Below are 17,089 nucleotides of genomic sequence, written 5' to 3'. Positions count from 1 at the left end.
GGCATACCCGCTACGGGCCGTCGCACGCCCGCTGATGGCGGTGCCAGCAGAATGGCTCTATGACGCTGAACCTGGGCGAGTACTTCGACCGCATCGGCTATGGCGGCGCCGCGGCGCCCAACCTGGAGGTCCTGCAGGATTTGGTCGGCGCCCACACCAAAGCGATTCCCTTCGAGAATCTCGATCCGGTGCTGGGGGTGCCGGTCGACGACCTGAGCCCGGGCGCCCTGGCCGGCAAGCTGGTTCACCGGGGCCGCGGCGGCTACTGCTACGAGCACAACGGCTTGATGGGCTACGTGCTGACCGAGCTCGGCTTCCGGGTGCGGCGCCTGGCCGGGCGGGTGGTGTGGATGCGGCCGCCCGACTCGCCATCACCGTCGCAGACTCACACCGTGTTGGCGGTGACGTTCCCGGGCTCCCACGGTGCTTACCTCGTCGACGTGGGCTTCGGCGGGATGACACCCCCCTCGCCCCTGCGCATCGAGACCGGCAGCGTGCAGCCCACGACGCACGAGCCCTACCGGCTGGAGGACCGCGGCGAGGGCCTGGTCCTGCGGGCTCAGGTCCGCGGCGAGTGGCAACCGCTCTACGAGTTCAGCACCCGGACGGCGCCCGACATCGACCTGCAAGTGGGCAGCTGGTTCGTCTCGACCCACCCCGCGTCGCATTTCGTGACCGGACTGACGGCCGCGCGCGTCACCGACGACGCCCGGCTGAACCTGGCCGGCCGGAATCTGGCGATCCACCGCGGCGACGCCACCGAGAAGATCCGCCTCGACGACGCGGCGGCGGTGGTGGACACCCTCAGGGACCGGTTCGGCATCAACGTGTCCGACGTCGCCGGCCGCGGCGCGCTCGAGGCACGCCTGGACAAGATCCTGGACGCTTAGAGCCAGGCGCCGATTCGCCGCAGCGCCTCTTCGATGTCGTCCGTCGGCCCGGCGAACGAGAGCCGGACGAACGAATTGCCGTGCGTGGTGTCGAAGTCGATGCCCGGTGCGATGGCAACGCCGGTGTCGTGCAACAGCTTCGAGCAGAACGCCATCGAGTCGTCGGTGTGGTCGCAGATGTCGGCGTAGACGTAGAACGCACCGTCGGTGGGCGCCAGCCGGTCGATGCCGATTCGGCGCAGCCCGTCCAACAGCAGCGCGCGGTTGGTCGCGTAGTGGTGCAGGTTGCCGTCGGCTTCGGCGATCGCCTCCGGGGTGAAGGCCGCCACCCCGGCGATCTGCGACAGCGCCGGCGGGCAGATGGTGAAGTTGCCCGTCAGGCGGTCCACCGCGCGCAGCAGCGCCGGCGGCACCAGCATCCAGCCCAGCCGCCAGCCCGTCATCGCCCAGTATTTCGAAAAGCTGTTGACCACCACGGCGTCCCGCGAGGTCTGCCAGGCGCAGCTGGTCGGCGGCGCGCCCTCATAGACCAGGCCGTGGTAGACCTCGTCGCTGATCAGCCGCACACCGGACTTCTCGCACCACGCCGCGATGGCGGCCAGTTCGGACGGCGCTATGACCGTCCCGGTGGGGTTGGCGGGGCTGGCGACGATCACGCCGTGGGGCGGCGGGTCGAGTTCGGCGAGCATCTGCACGGTGGGGTGGAAGCGGGTCTGGGGTCCGCAGGGGATCTCGACCACCTCACATCCCAACGCGGACAGGATGTTTCGGTAGCACGGGTAGCCGGGGCTGGCCAGCGCGACCCGGTCGCCCGCGTCGAAGCACGCCAGAAACGCGAGCAGGAATCCGCCGGAGGAGCCCGTGGTGATCACCACGTCGTCGGGCTCGACTACCAGCCCGTGCTGGCGTCGGTAGTCCGCCGCTATCGCCGCGCGCAGCTCGGGCAGGCCCAGCGTCACGGTGTAGCCGAGCTCGTTGAGGTGCAGGGCGGAGGCGGCGGCCGCGCGGACCGGCTCCGGCGCTCCCACGCTGGGCTGGCCGGCCGACAGGTTCACCAGATCGCCGTGGCTGCGCTGGCGCTCGGCGGCCGCCAGCCACACGTCCATCACGTAGAACGGCGGGATGGCGGCGCGCGGGGCGACGTGGTCGTTCACGACGTTTCGAGCACCTCGGCTTCCAGTCGGGCGAGCACTTCCTGCGGCGTGTCGAGCAGGTGCGCGCCGCCGTGGGCGCGTTTGAAGTACAGGTGCATGTCGTGCTCCCAGGTGATCGCGATCCCGCCGTGCAGTTGGATGCCTTCGGCGGCCGTGGTGCACAGCGCCTCGGTGGCGGCCAGGCGCGCGGTGGCCGCATTGGTGGGGGTGGGCTCGGTGCACGCGTCGGCAACGACGGCCTTGGCCGCGGCGATCATGACGTAAAGGTCGGCCATCCGGTGCTTGAGCGCCTGGAAGCTGCCGATCGGCCGCCCGAATTGCACTCTGTTCTTGGCGTATTCGACGGTGAGCTCCAGGCAGCGTTCCGCGGCGCCGATCTGCTCGGCGGCCAGCAGGATGGCCGCGGCGTCGGCGATCCCGGGGTCGGTGCCGATCGTCTCGGCCTGCTCCGGCTGTACCCGCGCGAGCCGGCGGGTCGGGTCCAGGGTGGCCACCGGCTCCGCGCTGAACCGGGTCCACCTGCTCAGCCGGCCGTCTTCGACGGCGATCACGACGTCGGCGACATCGCCGTTGACCACGTAGTCGGCGTCGAGCACCAGCGCGCCGATCGAGGTGCCCTCGGCGAGCCCGCCCAGCGTCTCGGCGTCAGGCTCGGGCGCGGCCAGCAGGGCCAGCTCCGCGAGCGTGGTCCCCAGTAGCGGGGAAGGCACCAGTGCGCGGCCCAGCTCCTGCAAAACCGTTGCGGCGTCGGCCAGTTCGCCGCCCGCGCCGCCGAGTTCCTCGGGGATCACCAGCGCGGCGGCGCCGACCTGCTCGCACAGCAGCTGCCACAGCGACTCGTCGTAGCCGCGTTCGGACTCCATCGCCGCGCGCACCGCCGCCGGGTTTGCGTGCTTGGCCACCAGGGCCGCGACGGTCTCCCGCAGCATCTCCCGTTCTTCAGTCATCAGAGCGCCGCTCCTCTCCCCCGCAAGCGGGTGGTGCCCCCACATCGCTACGTTCTGCATCGTCGCGGCGCGCATCAGAGCGCCTCCAGCACTCGCCGCCGATGTGCCTCGGGAGTCCCCCAGGCCGAACGCAATGCCTGCACCCGCAGCAACCACAGGGACAGGTCGTGCTCCTGGGTGAACCCGATCGCGCCATGGGTCTGCAGCGCCGAGCGGGCCGCCAGCAGCCCCGCCTCGGAGGCGGCGGCCTTGGCCGCGCTGACGTCCCGGGCGCTTCGGCCCGGGTGGTCGGCCAGCGCCAGCGCCGCGCCGTAGAGCAGCGGGCGGGCCAGCTCGATCGCGATGTGCACGTCTGCGAGCTTGTGCTTGATCGCCTGATACGAACCGATCACCCTGCCGAACTGCGTCCGCTGCTTGGCGTAGCCGACGGTGTCGCGCAACAGCGCCTCGGCCGCCCCGACCAGCTGCGCGGCGGTGGCCAGCGCCCCGAATTCGTAGGCGCGCGCGACATCGGCCTGCCAGGCGGCCCCGGTCGCGGACACGTCGTAGAGCGGCCGGCTGGGGTCGACGGACTCATGCCGGTCACCGGGTGCCGCCTCGCTCACGCCGTCCTCGGTGGCCAGCAGCACCACCCCGGCGGTCTCGGCGTCCACGGCGCGCGGCGCGTGTGGCGGCAACGCGACGGTGGCGATCAGCTCTCCCGATGCCAGCGCGGCGCAGCGGTCATCGTCGGCCAGCAAAACCGGTGCCACCGCGATGGATTCGGCCACCGGCCCGGGCACGCACCAGCGTCCGAGGCGTTCGAGCGCGACGACCAGGTCGACGGGGTGCGCCTCGATGCCGTCGAACTTCTCGGGCACGGCCAGGGCGGTGACGCCGAGGTCGGCCAGCTGCCCCCACACCTTGCGGCCGGGCGCGGTGTCGCCGGCCGACCACGCGCGGATCGCGCCGGGCAGGCCGGCCGCGCCGAGCGCAGCGTCGATGCTGGCCGCGAAGTCGCGCTGCTGAGAGTCTAGTTGGAATTCCACGTCACTTCTTCTCTCGGGGCAGGCCCAGCAGCCGTTCGGAGATGATGTTGCGCTGGATCTCGTTGGTGCCGGCGTAGATTGGGCCGCCGAGCGCGAAGAGCAGGCCGTCGGTCCACTGGCCGGCCAGCTCCCCGTCGGCGCCGAGGATGTCCAGCGCCGTCTGATGTATCGCCACGTCGAGGTCCGACCAGAACACCTTGGTCACCGAGGATTCGGCGCCGAGTTCACCGCCGGCCGCCAACCTGCTCACCGTTTCGAACGTCTGCAGGCGGTACGCCTGGGCCTTGATCCACGCGTCGGCCGCCCGATCGGCGAACGCCGCGGGGGAGCCGCGGTCCTTCCACAACTCCACCAATCGTTCGGCCGCCGCGAGGAAGCGCGCCGGGCTGCGCAGCGACATGCCGCGCTCGTTGCTCGAGGTGCTCATGGCGGCCCGCCAGCCCTCGTTGGGCGTGCCGATCACGTCGTGGTCTCCGACGAAGACGTCGTCGAGGAAGATCTCGCCGAAGCCGGTGTCACCGCCCAGCTGGACGATGGGTCGCACGGTGACTCCGTTGGCCTTCAGGTCGAACATGAAGTAGGTCAGGCCGTGGTGGCGCTCGGCTTCGGGGTCCGACCGGAACAAGCCGAAGCCCATTTCGGCGAACGGCGCGCGGGAACTCCAGATCTTCTGCCCGTTGAGCAGCCAGCCGCCGTCGGTCTTGGTCGCGGTGGACCGCAGCGACGCCAGGTCGCTGCCGGACTCGGGCTCCGACCATGCTTGCGCCCAGATCTGTTCCCCGCTGGCCATTTTCGGCAGGATGCGGTCCAGTTGCTCTTCGGTGCCGTGCGCGAAGAGCGTCGGCGCGAGCATCGACGTGCCGTTCGCGCTGGCTCGGCCCGGGGCGCCCGCCCGGAAGTATTCCTCCTCGAACACCACCCAGTGCAGCAGCGGCGCGTCACGGCCGCCGTACTTCTTGGGCCACGTGATGACCGACAGCCCGGCGTCGAACAGCACCCGGTCCCAATGCCGGTGCTGGGCGAAGCCTTCGGCGTTGTCGTAGGACTTCGTCGGGATCGCGTCGGCGTTCGCCGACAGGAAGTCCCGGACCTCGGCCTGTAACGCCAGGGTCTCCTCGTCTAGTTGCAGATCCACGTCAGGTCCACTCTCGCAGTTGTGGTTTGACCACCTTGCCGCCCGGATTGCGCGGCAACGCGTCGACGAACCGCACCGACCGCGGGGCCTTGAAGTTCGCCAAATGTTCACGGGTGTAGGCGATGACGGATTGCTCGTCGAGGTGGGCGCCGGGCCGGGCCACCACGAACGCCCGGCCGACCTCCCCGAGCCGCTCGTCGGGGACACCGATCACCGCGGCGTCGGCCACCCCCTCCATCCGGGCCAGCACCTGCTCCACCTCGGCGGGGTAGACGTTGAACCCGCCGCAGATGTACATGTCCTTGAGCCGGTCGGTGATGCGCAGGTTGCCGGCCGTGTCGACGGCGCCGATGTCACCGGTGTGCAGCCAGCCGTCGGCGTCGATGGCGGCCGCCGTCGCTGCCGGGTCATCGAGGTAGCCCAGCATCACGTTCGGTCCCCGCAGCAACACCTCACCCGCTTCGCCGGGAGTGCTTGCGTCGATGCGCAATTCGAAATCGGCGAACGGGCGTCCGCAAGTGGTCGCGACGGTGACCGCGTCGTCGTCCGCGCGGCACATGGTGCCCATGCCGTTGGCCTCGGTCAACCCATAGGCGGTCAACACGATGTCGATGTCGAGCTCGGATTGCATGCGCTCGACCAGGACGACGGGCACGGTGGCGGCCCCCGTCACCGCGAACCGCAGCGAGCTGAGGTCGTAGTCCTTGCGCTGCGGGTGGTCCAGCAGGGTCTGGTAGATGGTGGGCGGGCCCGGCAACACGGTGATGCGGTGGCGCTCGATCGCCTGCAGCGCGCGCAGCGGGTCGAACGTCAGGTGGGGGATCAGCGTGGCGCCGGTCTGCAGGCAGGCCAGGATGCCGGCCTTGTACCCGAAGTTGTGGAAGAACGGGTTGATGCACAGGTAGCGGTCGTCGCTGGTGATCTTGCCGTTGGCGGCCCACGACGCCGAGGCCGACAGCGACTGCCGATGAGCGCACAGGACGCCTTTGCTGCGCCCGGTGGTGCCCGAGGTGAACAGGATGTCGCTGACGTCGTCGGGGGCGACGGCGGCGGCGCGGGCGGCAACCGCCTCCTGGTCGGAGCCGCGGGCGATGAACTCGTCCCACGTCCCGTCTTCCGCGTCGATCGGGATCCTGACGATGTGCCGCAGCGCGGGCAGGGCCCCGCGATCCAGGTCGGCGACGCGGTCGTTGCCGAGGAATCGCCCCATGCCGAACAGCACGGGCGCGGCGGTGCGCGCCAGGATGTCGGCGGCCTCCTCGGCGGTGTAGCGGGTGTTCAGCGGCACCATCGCCGCGCCGGCGTGGTGGATCGCCAGGCAGGCGACCACCCAATGCCAGGTGTTGGGCGACCAGACGGCCACGCGGTCTCCTGCCGCCACGCCGAGGCTGATCAGCGCGGCCGCCGCCCGGTGTACCTCGTCGCGCAGCGCGGCCGCCGTGAACGACCGCTCGTCGGTGACCAACGCGTCGTGATCGGGGAACTGGGCCGCCAAGCGATCCAGCGCCGCGGGCACGGTGCGGGGATCGTCCCCTGCCCTATGGGCGTGGGCCCAGGTCATCGAATGCTCCTCTAGGTTCGGTCCGCGGCGCGCAGTTACCGACGGCCTAACAAAGCAAGTGCTTGGTAGGTTAGCCTACAGGGCATGCAGGACGTCGAGGAGTTCCGGGCGCAGGTCCGCCAGTGGCTCGCCGACAATCTGGTCGGCGAATTCGCGGCTTTGAAGGGGCTTGGCGGGCCGGGGCGCGAGCACGAGGCGTTCGAAGAGCGCCGGGCATGGAATCAGCACCTCGCCAAGGCCGGGCTGACCTGTCTGGGCTGGCCGGTCGAACACGGGGGCCGCGGGCTGTCCACCGCGCACCGCGTCGCCTTCTACGAGGAGTACGCCCGCGCCGACGCCCCGGACAAGGTCAACCATTTCGGCGAGGAGCTGCTGGGCCCGACGCTGATCGCCTTCGGGACCCCCGAGCAGCAGCAGCGGTTCCTGCCGAAGATCCTCGACGTCACCGAGCTGTGGTGTCAGGGCTACTCCGAGCCGGGCGCGGGCAGCGATCTGGCCAACGTGTCCACCACCGCGGAGCTGGACGGCGACCAGTGGGTCATCAACGGCCAGAAGGTGTGGACGTCGCTGGCGCATTGGGCGCAGTGGTGCTTCGTGGTGGCCCGCACCGAGAAGGGCTCCAAGCGGCATGCCGGGCTGTCCTATCTGCTGGTGCCGCTCGATCAGCCCGGGGTGGAGGTCCGCCCGATCGTCCAGCTGACCGGCGACTCGGAGTTCAACGAGGTGTTCTTCGACGACGCGCGCACCGAGGCCGGACTGGTGGTGGGCGAGCCCGGTGACGGCTGGCGGGTCGCGATGGGCACGCTGACCTTCGAGCGCGGCGTGTCGACGCTCGGCCAGCAGATCCGCTATGCGCGTGAGCTTTCCAATCTGGCCGACCTCGCACGGCGCAACGGCGCCGCCGACGACCCGTTCATCCGGGAGCGGCTGACGCGGGCGTGGACCGGGCTGCGGGCGATGCGTTCGTATGCACTCGCCACCATGGATGTCGAACAGCCGGGCCAGGACAACGTGTCGAAGTTGTTGTGGGCCAACTGGCATCGCTCGTTGGGGGAGTTGGCCATGGACGTGGTGGGCAAGTCCGGCATGACGCTGTCGGACGGCGAATTCGACGAATGGCAGCGGTTGTTCCTGTTCACCCGTGCCGACACCATCTACGGCGGGTCCAACGAGATCCAGCGCAACATCATCGCCGAGCGGGTGCTCGGCCTGCCCCGGGAGGTAAAGGGATGAGCCTGTCCGAAGCTCCGAAAGAGGTTGCCGGGCATGGCCTTCTGCAGGGCAAGGTGGTCGTCGTGACCGCGGCGGCGGGCACCGGCATCGGCTCGGCGACGGCGCGGCGGGCCCTGGTCGAGGGGGCCGACGTGGTGGTGTCCGACCACCACGAGCGACGGCTGGGGGAGACCGCCGACGAACTGGCCGGGCTGGGATTGGGCCGGGTCGAGAGCGTGCTGTGCGACGTGACCTCCACCGCGCAGGTGGACGCGCTGATTGCCTCGACCACGGCACGGATGGGCCGGCTCGACGTGCTGGTCAACAACGCCGGGCTGGGCGGGCAGACGCCGGTAGTCGACATGACCGACGACGAGTGGGACCGCGTCCTGGACGTGACGCTGTCGTCGGTGTTCCGGGCCACCCGGGCGGCGTTGGCCTACTTCCGCGAGGCCGGTCATGGCGGGGTGATCGTGAACAACGCGAGCGTGCTGGGCTGGCGGGCGCAGCACTCGCAGGCGCACTATGCGGCCGCCAAGGCGGGGGTGATGGCGTTGACCCGTTGCAGCGCAATCGAAGCCGTCGAATACGGAGTGCGGATCAACGCGGTGTCCCCGAGCATCGCCCGGCACAAGTTCCTGGACAAGACTACGTCGGCGGACCTGCTCGACCGGTTGTCGGCCGGTGAGGCGTTCGGGCGGGCCGCCGAGCCGTGGGAGGTGGCGGCCACCATCGCGTTCCTGGCCAGCGACTATTCCAGTTATCTGACCGGCGAGGTCATCTCGGTCTCCAGCCAGCATCCCTGAGTCGATAGCTGGCCAAGCAAGCGCTTGGTTGATATCCTGGCCGGGTGGAACGAGTGGCCGGCCAGGCGAACAGTCGCCGCGACGAGTTGTTGGAACTCGCCGCGACGATGTTCGCCGAGCGCGGCCTGCGCGCCACCACCGTGCGCGACATCGCCGACAGCGCGGGCATCCTGTCGGGCAGTCTCTATCATCACTTCTCCTCCAAGGAGGAGATGGTCGACGAATTGCTGCGCAGTTTCCTGGACTGGTTGTTCGCCCGCTACCGCGAGATCATGGACAGCGAGGCCAACCCGCTAGAGCGGCTCAAAGGCCTGTTCATGGCGTCGTTCGAGGCGATCGAGCATCGGCACGCGCAGGTGGTCATCTACCAGGACGAAGCCCAGCGGTTGTTGTCGCAGCCCCGGTTCTCCTACATCGAGGACATGAACCGCCAGCAACGCAAGATGTGGGTCGAGGTGATCAACCAGGGCATCGACGAGGGCTACTTCCAGCCCGACCTGAACGTCGACCTCGTCTACCGCTTCATCCGTGACACCACCTGGGTGTCGGTGCGCTGGTACCAACCCGGCGGACCGCTCACCGCCCAACAGGTGGGTCAGCAATACCTCGCCATCGTTCTCGGTGGGATTACCAAAGAAGGAGTCTGAAAATGCCTGAGGCGTACGTCATCGACGCTGTGCGCACCGCGATCGGCAAGCGAAACGGATCGCTGGCCGGGGTGCACCCGGTGGACCTCGGTGCCCTGGGTTGGCGCGGACTGCTCGACCGGGTTGACGTCGACCCCGCCGCCGTCGACGACGTGATCGCCGGTTGCGTCGACGCCATCGGCGCGCAGGCGGGCAACATCGCGCGGCTGTCGTGGCTGGCCGCCGGCTACCCCGAAGAGGTTCCCGGCGTCACCGTGGACCGGCAGTGCGGTTCCAGTCAGCAGGCGATTTCCTTTGGCGCCCAAGCGATCATGTCGGGCACGGCCGACCTCATCGTGGCCGGCGGCGTGCAGAACATGAGCCAGATCCCGATCTCGTCGGCGATGACCGTGGGCGAGCAGTTCGGCTTCACCTCGCCCACCAACGAGTCCAAGCAGTGGCTGCATCGGTACGGCGATCAGGAGATCTCTCAGTTCCGCGGCGCGGAGATGATCGCCGAGAAGTGGAACCTGTCCCGGGAAGAGATGGAGCAGTATTCGCTGACCAGCCACGAGCGCGCGTTCGCCGCGATTCGCGCGGGTCACTTCGACAACGAAATCATCACCGTGGAAACCGAATCCGGGCCGTTCCGGGTCGACGAGGGACCGCGTGAGTCGTCGCTGGAGAAGATGGCCGGCCTCAAGACGCTCGTGGATGGCGGTCGGCTGACGGCGGCGATGGCCAGCCAGATCTCCGACGGCGCCAGCGCGGTGCTGCTGGCCTCCGAGCAGGCGGTCAAGGACCACAAGCTGACCCCGCGGGCGCGCATCCACCACATCAGTGCCCGGGCCGCCGACCCGGTGTTCATGCTGACCGGGCCCATTCCCGCGACTCGTTACGCCTTCGACAAGACCGGCCTGTCGATCGACGACATCGACACCGTCGAGATCAACGAGGCGTTCGCGCCGGTGGTGATGGCGTGGCTCAAGGAGACGAAGGCCGACCCGGAGAAGGTCAACCCCAACGGTGGTGCGATCGCCCTCGGGCATCCGCTGGGTGCGACCGGCGCCAAGCTCTTCACCACGATGCTCAACGAGCTCGAACGCATCGGTGGCCGCTACGGCCTGCAGACGATGTGCGAGGGCGGCGGCACCGCGAACGTCACCATCATCGAACGGCTGTAGCGGCTGGGGGGCCCGTCTGGTCCGTCCTCGTCGCCGAGCGTGCAATCCACGACGCCCGGTCGGCGTGTCGCGTCGTGAATTGCACGTTCGAGGCGGTGTCAGTGGTGCTTGGCAGCATCAGCGACATGATCGAAGCATTTTTGGGCAGCGAGGCCTTAGCCGCCAGGGCCATGCCGGAGCGCGCAATGCGCTCGCTGCATGCAGCGGTCTACCCGGGCGTGTACATACCGGCGGGCGTCGAATTGACGGCGCGCGAGCGTGCCTTCGCGGCATGGCTGTGGTCGCGGCGCAAGGGAGTCATTGCCGGCAATTCTGCGGCGTCGCTTCTCGGCGCCAAGTGGGTGAGCCCGGCGCTTGACGCCGAATTGCTACACCACAGCCGGAGGCCGCCGGCAGGCATCACGGTGCACAACGAAAGTTTGCTTCCCGGTGAGGTAGTCGAAGTCGACGGCATGCCGGTAACCGGAGCTGCGCGCACGGCCTTCGACATTGGGCGGTGGACATCCGCGCGGCTGCAAGCCGTCCAGCGGCTGGACGCACTGGCGAACGCCACCGACTTCAAGATCGCCGACGTCGAGGCCGTGATGGCCCAGCATCGCGGGTCCCGGGGGTTGGTACGCCTGCGGGACGTACTGCCGCTCGTGGACCGCGGTGCCGAATCTCCGCAGGAGACCCGAACGCGGATGGTGTTGATCGACGCCGGATTGCCTGCGCCACAAACGCAGATCACGGTCTGCGACGAATACGGCGACTTCGTTGCGCGCATAGACATGGGCTATCGCGAGCTGCTGGTCGGCATCGAGTACGACGGACCCCAACACTGGACGGACCCTGCGCAGCGCCAACGCGACATCGACCGGCACGCCGCGTTGCTCGACCTGGGCTGGACGATCGTCAGGGTGAGCAGCGACCTCCTCCGCCATCGGCAGGGGACGTTGATTGCCCGGGTGGTTGCCGCGATGCGGACGGCGGCCGGGCGCGCGTCCTCGTCGCCGAGTGTGCAATTCACGACGCCCGCTCGGCGTGTCGCGTCGTGAATTACACACTGGCCGTTGCACTTACCGGGTGGCCAGCACCAGGCCGATGCCGCCGAGGGCCAGCAGCCAACTGGTGAAGCTGCCAACCAGGAAGTACTCCGTCACCTCGTCGATCCCGACCTGACCGTCGCGGCCCTTCTGGGCGGCCAACTCCGGAAACCGGATGATGCCCTTGGCGGCGACGACGGCACTGGCCGCGGCCACCTGCCCACCGACGCCCAGGCTGAGGATCAGCAGGCGTTCCATGGGGCCCAGCAGCCGGCCGCCCTTGAGCCGGTCCGACGGTTGCGGCTCACCCGCCGGGCGCACCGCTCCGACCGAGCCGAGCACCAGGCGGACCAGCTGGTTCGCGGTCGCGAATTGCACCAGCACGACGCCGACAATCATGAGCAGCCGGTCGGGTGTGACGTGGCTGAGTGGCAAGTGCACCCAACCCATCCACCGCGCGATGGCGCCGTTGACCGGCGACGACCATCCGGACATCAGCGTCGGCAGGGCCAGCGCCGCGGTGAACACCCCCAGCGGCGCGGCTTGGTGGCCGCCGCTGCGTTCGCTGCGCGCGCACAGCCATTCCCATGCCACGACCGAGGCGGCCGCCAGGACCAGCAGCGGGATGTCGCCGGCATGCCACAGGGCGCCCAGCGCCGCGAGCGCCGCCACCACGACCGGTCCGACGGCCAGCGGCACCCATGCCGCACGCACGGCGCGCCGACACAGGTCGGCGATGCCGAGGGCGGTGAGCAGGACGGCGATGACACTCACGGCAGCCCCCGAAGGTATTGGCTGGCAAGGAGAATCAGGTCCAATCCATCGCGGCTCGTGCGCTGTGACACCGCCGACGGACTGATGCCCTCGGCGGCGGCGAGCTCCTTTTTGGTCCGGCCGGTCATCAGCCCCCTCACAATCCGCAACGATCTCTCATCGAGCGATCCAAGCAGATGGTCCCGACACATCAGCGCGGCGTTGACGGCGGCGACGTCCGTGCGCGTCTCGCCGGCCGCCCGAAATGTCGTGCGCACCAGCGCGAAACCGGGCTGCCGCTGGGTCTCCGCCGTCTGCTGGATGGCCTCGCGGGCAGTCCACCACCCGGGGCCGTCCTGGATTCCCGCGTCGGCATCGAGGACGGTCACCGCGCCCCACCCGAGCCCGAATCGGACGTCGATGTCGGGTGCAAGGAGCAGGCGCACGGTCAGGGCCGCATCGATGGCACCACCGAGAGCGGGATAGCTGCCCTGAAACTCGTCCCCGACGGTGAAGGAGGGTGGGTCGATCGCTCCGGCGGCGACCTGGTCGAGGGCGGCGGCGACGCGTCGATGCAGGGCGGCCCGGTCGCGGGCCCGCCGGGATCCCACGACATCGCCGATCAGCGTCGCACAGATTGAAGGCATCGCCTTCATCATCGCCATATGAAGACTATAGCTTAATTCGATCCATATTTAGTTCTGAGCTTAATCCCGCGCAATCGGCATGTTGTTCAGCCCGCCGGCTGGTCCTTGACCCGCACGTACGCCTCGATACCGACACGTTCAAAGGTGCGCCGCCGGGAAGCCGACACCATGGGCAGGGCCTCGGCCGCGTCGATGATCTCGGGCTGGACCACCTCGTACTTCTCGCCGTGTGAGTAGATGGTCGCTCGCCCCGCGGCACGAAGGTTCTGCAACCAATCCACGTCGGTGCCGTAGGGCAGCGGGATGAGGAAGCCGTCGGTGGTTCGCTCGGCGACGACCGGTGTGGTGTACGCCTTGCCCGAGCGCCGTCCGGTGTGCTCGATCGCCGCCGCATACCAGTTCTTGCGGCCGGCCAGCCGCAGCATCAGCGGGTTGAGCAGGTATTTGTTGGAAGTGCGAATCGCGTTCAAGAGCGGAGTGGGCCAGGTTGCCGGTTCCAGTGTCATCATCCATCCAGGGTGACGCCGCGCACCGGGCCGAAGCCAGGGTCTTTGGTCGCCGGCTTACCGTTCGTCGACGAGTGCCGACGCCGCCTGAAGATGCTTGATCGCGTCCCGCACGATCGAGTCGATCAGCTCCGAGCACGACGGCAGGTCCTCGAGGATGCCGGCCACCTGGCCCGAGGCGAGCACGCCGGCCTCGGTGTTGCCCTCGACCAGCCCGGCCTTGAGCAGCATCGGCGTGTTGGCCGCCATCACCACCTGTGACCAGGTCAGCTCCTTGCCGTGGCGCATGGCCAGGCCGTCGCGGATCATCGATCGCCAGGTCATCTGCGACATGTGTTTGAACTTCGCCGCATTGCGGACGGCCGCGGTGAGACCCCTTACCGGCGAACCGCTTTCCAGCCTCTCGACCAGTCCGGTGCGCAGGACGCGGTGCGGCATGCCGTCCACCCGGGTGGTGACCACCGTGCCGTCCAGCGCCGCATCCAGGTAGCGCCGCTTGACCGCATCGGGCACGGTCGAGTCGGAGGTCAGCAGAAAGCGCGTGCCCATCGCCACGCCGGCGGCGCCGTAGCTCAGTGCGGCCGCCAGCCCGCGCCCGTCGAAGAAGCCCCCCGCCGCGATCACCGGAATTCCGGTGCCCTGCACGGCGTCCAACACCGACGGCAGCAGCAGCGTGGTGGCGACCGGGCCGGTGTGCCCGCCGCCCTCGCCGCCCTGCACGATCATCGCGTCGGCGCCCCAGGCCGCGACCTTGCGCGCGTGCTTGGCCGCGCCGATCGACGGAATCACCACCGCGCCGGCCTCTTTCAGTCGGGCGATGAGCTCCTGCTTGGGGGCCAGGGCGAACGACGCCACCTTCACGCCCTCGCGGATCATCAGGTCGACGCGGTCGCCGGCGTCAGCGGCGTCGGCGCGGATGTTCACGCCGAACGGCTTGTCGGTGGCCGCCTTGACCTTGCCGATGGCCGTGGCCAATTCGTTGAGCGTCATGGTGGCCGAAGCCAGGATGCCCAGCCCACCCGCGTTGGCGGTGGCGGCCACCAGCCGGGCGCCGGCCACCCATCCCATCCCGGTTTGGACCACTGGGTGCTCGACACCGACCAGCTCGGTCAGCGGCGTGCGCAACTTCATCGCCACCGCCGACGATGCAGTGGGGGCACCTCCCGCTTGCGGGGGAGAGGCGGAATGATCATCAGCGGATCTCTCTGTCGCGCAGGGACTTCGGATCGATCACCTCGCGGATCAGGCGGAGCTCTTCGTCCGTCGGCTGCCTGGTCTCGCCCGCCTCGTCCACGCCGTGCACCTCGAAAGAGGTGGCCTCACGAACGTCGTCGGGCGACACTCCCGGGTGCAGCGTCAGCGCCCGCATCGTGTGGTCCGGACCGCCGAAGTCGAAGACCCCGAGGTTGGACACCACCCGGTAGGTGTTGGCGAAGCGGAACGCCGGGTTGTCCGGGTCCACCTTGTCCCAGCCGATGCCGCAGACGACGTCGACGGCCTCGCAGAACACCCGCTTGGAGTGGTTGCCCACCCAATAGCTGGTGGCGTGGTTGATCGCGTTGCCGGGCGCGCCCCGCAGGCCGAACATCTGCCGGGTCGGGTGCTGCAGCGGGCCGAACGCCGAGATGTTCTGATTGCCAAACCGGTCAACCTGATTGGCGCCCATCACCACGTGCCGGCGCCCCCAGGCCAGCGTCTCGAATACCCGGCCGAACGGCATCCAGCCCTCGACGGGCCCGGCCTTGCCCAGGGCCGGGGTGTCCGCGAGGAGCTGCGCCTCGCCGTCGGTCAGCACGATGTCCGGCGAGAACGTCAACCGCGCCAGCCGGGCACCGACCGAGGCCATGTTCGTCATCGGGCTGACCATGATCTCGCCCGCGTCCCGGAACAATTCGGCACAGGCTGCGGCGCATACCTCGGCGCGGGTCGTGCTCACTTGGCGGCCTCCTCTGCGAATGCGCGAACCGCCGCCTGGTAGTCGTCCTCGCCACCCGACAGGTAGGTCTGGACGAACGTCTGCCAGCCGTCCCCGGTGGAGGCGGCTTCGGCGTAATGGCGCTGGAATTTCTCGTCGCGCCCGTAATCCGGTGCGGCGGTGGTGAAGTGGGCGCCACCCGGCGCCTCCACCACGGAATCGACCATCATCCGGTTCACCAGCAGGGCCTGCGGCGGAACGGCTTTGACCAGCTCCTCGGTGGAGACCACGCGCTCCACCGAGAGGAAGCGCCTGTCGGCGGCCATCAGGAACAGGTCGTCGAAGTAGGGATCGATCCCGGTGTAGGCCGCATTGCCCCGGCAGTCACCGAGATTGAGGTGGACGAACGCCGCGTCCAGGCGCAGCGCCGGCATCGCGATCAGCGTCTCGTGGCCACCCTCGGGTGCGGGGTACGGGCTGGTCACGGTCCGCAGCTCGCCCTCCCAGAAGTCGGGCACCGAGCTGCCCAGCCCGGCCCGAATCGGCAGGAACGGCAGGCGCTGCGCGGCCGCTTGCAGGCCGCATCGCAGCATGCCCTCGTCCATCTCCCGGGCCTCGATCGCGCCGCTGGTGCGGGCCTTGGCGAACCAGGGGTCGTAGAAGGGCGGGGAGTCCAGCGAGACGAAGCCGTAGTAGGCGCGCTTGACCTTGCCCGCCGAGCAGAGCAGGCCCAGATCCGGCCCGCCGTAGGTGACCACGGTCAAGTCCTTGATGTCGGTGCGCAGCATGGCCCGCACGAAGGCCATCGGCTTGCGCCGCGAGCCCCAGCCGCCGATGCCGATCGTCATGCCGCTGCGCAATTGCGCGACGGCGTCGTCCAGCATGGTCCTCTTGTCGGTCACTTCTTACCCTTCGCGGTACCGGCGAACGCGTCGCGGTGCTCGTCGGCGACGCCGGCCAGGTTGAGCTCGAACGTAAAGCCTTGTTCCATACGGTAACTCGAGTTGACCCGCTGCACGTCGATGAGGTTGAGCGCCTCCTTGGCCGCGCGGATGACGCGGGTGTCCTTGGTGGCGATGTCGCGGGCAACCCGCAACGCGGCGTCGTCCAGCTGGTCGCGCGGCACCACTTCGTGCACCGAACCGAAGTGGTGCAGGGTGGCGGCGTCGACGGTGGCCGCGGTGAAAAACAGCCGCCGCATCAGGTGCTGGGGCACCAGCCGGGACAGGTGGGTGGCCGCACCCAGGGCGCCGCGCTCCACCTCGGGCAGCCCGAAGGTGGCGTCGTCGGAGGCCACGATGACGTCGGAGTTGCCGACCAGGCCGATGCCGCCGCCGACGCAGAACCCGTTCACGGCGGCAACGACGGGCACCGCGCACTCATAGACCGCGCGGAAGGCGGCGAAGCAGCCGCGGTTGGCGTCGATCAACGCGGTGAAACCCTCGGTGCGCTGCATCTCCTTGATGTCGACCCCGGCGTTGAATCCGCGCCCCTCGGCCCGCAGGATGACGACGTGGGTCTGCGGATCCTGGCCGGCGGAGGTGACGGCGTCGGCCAGGTCGAACCAGCCGCGCGACGGGATGGCATTGACCGGGGGGAAGTCGACGGTGACCGCGACGATGCCCGGTTCGGTGGTTTTCGATGTGATGGGCAAGGTGCCACTTCCTTGTGGGGTAACTACCTAAGCAAGCACTTGCTTG

18 protein-coding genes are annotated in these 17,089 nt (G+C 69.1%); 6 read left to right on the top strand and 12 right to left on the bottom strand.

The genetic code is table 11. The features are described 5' to 3' along the window. The first annotated feature begins 59 nt into the window (after window positions 1–59). Window positions 60–890, top strand: coding sequence for an arylamine N-acetyltransferase family protein (locus AWC03_RS06705; RefSeq protein WP_085239740.1), 831 nt, complete (start codon window positions 60–62; stop codon window positions 888–890). On the opposite strand, the gene AWC03_RS06700 is transcribed toward AWC03_RS06705, so the two are convergent. The 5 genes from AWC03_RS06700 to fadD3 all read right to left on the bottom strand — a co-directional run bounded on the left by AWC03_RS06700 (window position 887) and on the right by fadD3 (window position 6,715). Continuing rightward, entirely contained in the window at window positions 887–2,044 is a 1,158-nt protein-coding gene (locus AWC03_RS06700) for a pyridoxal phosphate-dependent aminotransferase (RefSeq protein WP_085239739.1), read from the bottom strand. The genes AWC03_RS06705 and AWC03_RS06700 overlap by 4 nt on opposite strands. Next, entirely contained in the window at window positions 2,041–2,991 is a 951-nt protein-coding gene (gene ipdE2, locus AWC03_RS06695; protein WP_085239793.1) for an acyl-CoA dehydrogenase IpdE2, read from the bottom strand. The genes AWC03_RS06700 and ipdE2 overlap by 4 nt, the downstream gene beginning before the upstream one ends. A gap of 74 nt (window positions 2,992–3,065) precedes the next feature. Further along, window positions 3,066–4,019 carry an acyl-CoA dehydrogenase family protein gene (locus AWC03_RS06690; protein ID WP_085239738.1) on the bottom strand — a complete coding sequence of 318 codons (954 nt, stop codon included), beginning with the start codon at window positions 4,017–4,019 and terminating at the stop codon, window positions 3,066–3,068. Window position 4,020: 1 nt separating this feature from the next. Further along, window positions 4,021–5,154: an acyl-CoA dehydrogenase family protein gene (locus AWC03_RS06685; protein ID WP_085239737.1), complete on the bottom strand. Its 1,134-nt coding sequence runs from the start codon at window positions 5,152–5,154 to the stop codon at window positions 4,021–4,023. A 1-nt stretch (window position 5,155) separates the two neighbouring features. Further along, window positions 5,156–6,715 (bottom strand): 3-((3aS,4S,7aS)-7a-methyl-1,5-dioxo-octahydro-1H-inden-4-yl)propanoate--CoA ligase FadD3, encoded by a 1,560-nt coding sequence (gene fadD3, locus AWC03_RS06680; RefSeq protein WP_085239736.1) that lies wholly within the window; start codon window positions 6,713–6,715, stop codon window positions 5,156–5,158. 84 nt (window positions 6,716–6,799) lie between these two features. Here fadD3 and ipdE1 point away from each other — a divergent pair, with 84 nt between their 5' ends. From ipdE1 to AWC03_RS06655, 5 genes are all read left to right on the top strand, one after another. After that, complete coding sequence (gene ipdE1, locus AWC03_RS06675; protein WP_085239735.1) at window positions 6,800–7,948, top strand: acyl-CoA dehydrogenase IpdE1; 1,149 nt, start codon at window positions 6,800–6,802, stop codon at window positions 7,946–7,948. After that, window positions 7,945–8,733: a (5R,7aS)-5-hydroxy-7a-methyl-1-oxo-2,3,5,6,7,7a-hexahydro-1H-indene-carboxyl-CoA reductase gene (gene ipdF, locus AWC03_RS06670; RefSeq protein WP_085239734.1), complete on the top strand. Its 789-nt coding sequence runs from the start codon at window positions 7,945–7,947 to the stop codon at window positions 8,731–8,733. Before ipdE1 ends, ipdF begins: the two co-directional genes overlap by 4 nt. A 44-nt stretch (window positions 8,734–8,777) precedes the next feature. Continuing rightward, window positions 8,778–9,380, top strand: coding sequence for a TetR family transcriptional regulator KstR2 (gene kstR2, locus AWC03_RS06665; protein WP_090418673.1), 603 nt, complete (start codon window positions 8,778–8,780; stop codon window positions 9,378–9,380). Window positions 9,381–9,382: 2 nt separating this feature from the next. After that, complete coding sequence (gene fadA6 / locus AWC03_RS06660; protein ID WP_085239732.1) at window positions 9,383–10,543, top strand: steroid 3-ketoacyl-CoA thiolase FadA6; 1,161 nt, start codon at window positions 9,383–9,385, stop codon at window positions 10,541–10,543. A gap of 125 nt (window positions 10,544–10,668) precedes the next feature. After that, complete coding sequence (locus AWC03_RS06655) at window positions 10,669–11,580, top strand: hypothetical protein (RefSeq protein WP_085239792.1); 912 nt, start codon at window positions 10,669–10,671, stop codon at window positions 11,578–11,580. A gap of 21 nt (window positions 11,581–11,601) precedes the next feature. Here AWC03_RS06655 and AWC03_RS06650 read toward each other — a convergent pair whose 3' ends face one another. The 7 genes from AWC03_RS06650 to echA20 all read right to left on the bottom strand — a co-directional run bounded on the left by AWC03_RS06650 (window position 11,602) and on the right by echA20 (window position 17,043). Continuing rightward, a complete protein-coding gene (locus AWC03_RS06650) occupies window positions 11,602–12,342 on the bottom strand; it encodes a hypothetical protein (protein WP_085239731.1) in 741 nt (246 codons plus the stop codon). Continuing rightward, entirely contained in the window at window positions 12,339–12,986 is a 648-nt protein-coding gene (locus AWC03_RS06645; protein ID WP_085239730.1) for a SatD family protein, read from the bottom strand. The genes AWC03_RS06650 and AWC03_RS06645 overlap by 4 nt, the downstream gene beginning before the upstream one ends. A 68-nt stretch (window positions 12,987–13,054) precedes the next feature. Next, window positions 13,055–13,477, bottom strand: coding sequence for a nitroreductase family deazaflavin-dependent oxidoreductase (locus AWC03_RS06640; RefSeq protein ID WP_085239729.1), 423 nt, complete (start codon window positions 13,475–13,477; stop codon window positions 13,055–13,057). Window positions 13,478–13,531: 54 nt separating this feature from the next. Further along, window positions 13,532–14,605 (bottom strand): (3aS,4S,5R,7aS)-5-hydroxy-7a-methyl-1-oxo-octahydro-1H-indene-4-carboxyl-CoA dehydrogenase, encoded by a 1,074-nt coding sequence (ipdC, locus tag AWC03_RS06635; RefSeq protein WP_085239728.1) that lies wholly within the window; start codon window positions 14,603–14,605, stop codon window positions 13,532–13,534. Window positions 14,606–14,666: 61 nt separating this feature from the next. Continuing rightward, on the bottom strand, window positions 14,667–15,410 hold the full coding sequence (gene ipdB / locus AWC03_RS06630; protein ID WP_085239727.1) for a cholesterol ring-cleaving hydrolase subunit IpdB: 744 nt from the start codon (window positions 15,408–15,410) through the stop codon (window positions 14,667–14,669). Continuing rightward, complete coding sequence (ipdA, locus tag AWC03_RS06625) at window positions 15,407–16,291, bottom strand: cholesterol ring-cleaving hydrolase subunit IpdA (RefSeq protein ID WP_085239726.1); 885 nt, start codon at window positions 16,289–16,291, stop codon at window positions 15,407–15,409. Before ipdA ends, ipdB begins: the two co-directional genes overlap by 4 nt. Next, window positions 16,288–17,043, bottom strand: coding sequence for a (7aS)-7a-methyl-1,5-dioxo-2,3,5,6,7,7a-hexahydro-1H-indene-carboxyl-CoA hydrolase (gene echA20 / locus AWC03_RS06620; protein ID WP_085239725.1), 756 nt, complete (start codon window positions 17,041–17,043; stop codon window positions 16,288–16,290). The genes ipdA and echA20 overlap by 4 nt, the downstream gene beginning before the upstream one ends. Window positions 17,044–17,089: the final 46 nt, after the last annotated feature.

The organism is Mycobacterium europaeum (genome assembly GCF_002102155.1).
In the GTDB taxonomy this organism is placed as follows: domain Bacteria; phylum Actinomycetota; class Actinomycetes; order Mycobacteriales; family Mycobacteriaceae; genus Mycobacterium; species Mycobacterium europaeum.
Note: the sequence above shows the minus strand (reverse complement) of the source record. Positions and strands in the feature narration are given on the sequence as shown.